Raw genomic sequence first — 2,821 nt, 5'->3', positions numbered from 1 at the left:
GTGAGCGCCGCGGCGGGGCGCTCGGACCGTCCGGAGGTGCGGGGCCGGGACGGTCGGGTCACGCCGTCCGGCGGCGCTGTGCCGCCCGGCGGCGCAGCATCCTCATCCTGCGTACGGTCGCGATGACACCGGCCATCACCGAGGTGCTTCCCGTCTTCGCCGAGCGAGACTGCACGGTCGCTCCCGGAGTGCGGTTCCGGACTCCGGCGAAGGGCCTCGACCACTTCGGCGCCATCGGCAAGACCGGGATCACCGACGACAATGAGATCCCAGTACAGCGGCCGGCTGTCGGACGCAAGGACTGGAACAGGTTCATCTCCTGTAAGAGCAGGCAGAACGCAGTCGAGCCCATGGTGCTCACGGAAGGGCGCCGGATGCTGTTCTCAAGCAAGCAACGGCGTGGACATCACTCGTGCCGACAAGTTGGGTTTTGGTCAAGCTCCGGCCGTTGGTCCGCCGTAGTCGTCGACGCCGGTTACCAGGGTCTGGGCGCGCAGACTGGCGGCCGCGTAGTGACGCCAGCGGCACCGCAAGTTCAAGAAGAACACACCGGACTGCTACGAGGAAATGCACGAGCGACAGCGCAAGCGCGCTCCACGCAACGCCTCCGCGTCGCACACGGAGTCGCCCATCTGAAGAACTAGCGTAGCCTGGGCCGCCACCTCGGCTTCCGCAACCACATGCGACACGATTCAAGCGGTCGCCGGACTGCTGTCCCATCAGCAGGGCGCCGACCTGGCTTGGGGCCGCAGATGCGAACAACTGGCCCCGTTCACCAGCCTCTACGGTCCACCGCTTAGCGTGCACGGGCTCATGAGGTGCCCGTACCTTGCCTCTGCCCTACGGGCGGTCACTCGCATCTGTCCATGAGCGCGGCTAGTGCACGATCGACGTCAACATGCAGGCTTTCCGCGCCAGGAGGTACCAGAGTGTATGACCGTCGCAAAAACTCCCCTACCTCAACGGACGGGACCTCGATCCGTGCGGCGCCCTCATCTGCTCTTGACCTGAGCACGATGCGCATGAAATCGCGATGGCACCAGTGCGGCGGACTTACAAGCACACTTCCGACACCAACCGGCCGGTGCATGCCCTCCTCAAGCAGCAATCGAGCGAACACCCAGACGACCGGCTCTATCTCCAACGTGCTGAAGGACAGACGCACGGCGTACGGGTCAGCCATGTCGTAGCAGAACTCTGCCGACAGCGGCACGACAAGCTCTCCGGGGATACCGACGGCCGCGGTCACCCTGCGCACTACCGTTGTGACAGGTTCCCTCTTCTCTACCATAACCTCTTCCTCCTCGAAAATCCGACGTCCAGGTTTCACTGCTTATAGGCCAGGGTGGATCGCGTCACCGGATGACAAAGTGAGTGTTGCGCCAATCCCGAGGGAAGATGCTGCAGACGTTGCGGAACACACAGCTGGGCTAGGCAAAGCCGGTGAAGCCCCAACGTTGCGCCGCCCCGGCGCAGTTAAGGCCGTCGCTGTGGGCCAGTTCGCACTCAAACAGATTCAGCCAGCGCTGCTGGACGAGCTTTACGTCAGTGATGGACTCACCCTCGAAGAGGCGGCAGACATGGAAGGTGAGGTGCGTAACGCCGAGTTGCGGCGCAAACTACAGTGCCTCGCGATCAGCCTCGGTGAGCCCTCCCCACACTCCGTAGGTCTGGGCGGTCCGAAGCGCGAAGGCTGCACAGGGTCTGCGGACAGGGCACCTGCGACAGATCACCTGGGCGCGCTGCTCACGTTGCCGCCGTTGAGCGCCGCGCTCGTCGGACGGTGAGAAGAAGACGGAGCTGTCCATGCCTCGGCAGGATGCGGAGCTCTGCCAGCCCCACTCACTGACCAAAGGCTTCGGACTGAGCGGCTTCATGGCTTCGCCTCGCTCCTCGGCGGCCGGGCGCCGACGGGCCGTGAGCATGCCTTGGCGGCCGGACAGGTGCGCAGTATCGGCGGGCTATCGGCGGAAGATGAACAGGAGCCCGCGACCGGTTGCACGGTGCCGTCGTCCTCGGAGCAGAGCTGGAGGCCAGTGGAGTTCTCGTCACCGACGGAGACGCAGTACGACGTGCTTCTTGTCGCTGCTGATGACTTGCATGCGGGGAGTCCGAAGTGGCACTGCCATGTCATGTTCCCAGCGACCTCGTTGAGAACGAGAAACGACCAGCACCTCCAATCGCGACACACGGGTGATTGAGATCGAGACTGTCTTCGGTCACGCCGCACGCTGCTGCATCTACACCTAGCACCGTGCTGTCGTTGCGTGCCACGAGGGCCGGCGGGAACACCCTCCGCCTCTGTCGGGGAACTGCTGGTCATGCCCTGACCGTATGGATAGGCACCGATATATAGCGTGCGTCAGATGACGTAACTACGAACCTTCGCCGGCATCGCCCCAATCCGGGCCTCGTACGATCTGACCACCAAGCACCGGCCTCAACGGTTACGTCCAGGGAAGTGTTGTACGGGTTCGACCTGATACAGGGGTTTGCTCCGGCTTCTGGTCTGATGCCTCCATAGAAGAACGGCCACCGGCTGAACTTTCGAGATGTCGAAGTCACGAAGGAGATCAGCACGATGACCGCACCGGACAGTCTGCCCCTGACGCCCTCGCCGAGGAGAACCTCGCTTCAGCGAGTCCCGATCTGCTCAGCCCATCTCCTCCAGCGCCTTGCCCTTCGTCTCCTTCACGAACTTCAGGACGAACGGGATGGAGAGCGCGGCGAAGACCGCGTAGATCACGTAGGTCACGGAGAGGTTCCAGTCGGCCAGCGACGGGAAGCTCGCGGTGATGGCCCAGTTGGCGATCCACTGCGC

General features: G+C 63.6%; 3 protein-coding genes. All 3 read right to left on the bottom strand.

Going from position 1 to position 2,821, the window contains the following annotated elements:
- Positions 1-850: 850 nt before the first annotated feature.
- On the bottom strand, positions 851-1,330 hold the full coding sequence (locus ADL25_RS07675; RefSeq protein WP_159044898.1) for an SsgA family sporulation/cell division regulator: 480 nt from the start codon (positions 1,328-1,330) through the stop codon (positions 851-853).
- Positions 1,331-1,619: 289 nt separating this feature from the next.
- Positions 1,620-1,877: a WhiB family transcriptional regulator gene (locus ADL25_RS45820; protein WP_079050238.1), complete on the bottom strand. Its 258-nt coding sequence runs from the start codon at positions 1,875-1,877 to the stop codon at positions 1,620-1,622.
- Between the two features lie 776 nt (positions 1,878-2,653).
- A partial coding sequence (locus ADL25_RS47955; protein WP_159044897.1) for an MFS transporter occupies positions 2,654-2,821 on the bottom strand: 168 nt, incomplete at its 5' end.

The organism is Streptomyces sp. NRRL F-5122, assembly GCF_001507435.1.
Classification (GTDB): domain Bacteria; phylum Actinomycetota; class Actinomycetes; order Streptomycetales; family Streptomycetaceae; genus Streptomyces; species Streptomyces lannensis.
Note: the sequence above shows the minus strand (reverse complement) of the source record. Positions and strands in the feature narration are given on the sequence as shown.

Excerpts from the sequence above, each read along its gene's own strand:
- ADL25_RS45820 (WP_079050238.1), bottom strand. The coding sequence starts at position 1,877 with ATGAAGCCGCTCAGTCCGAAGCCTTTGGTCAGTGAGTGGGGCTGGCAG.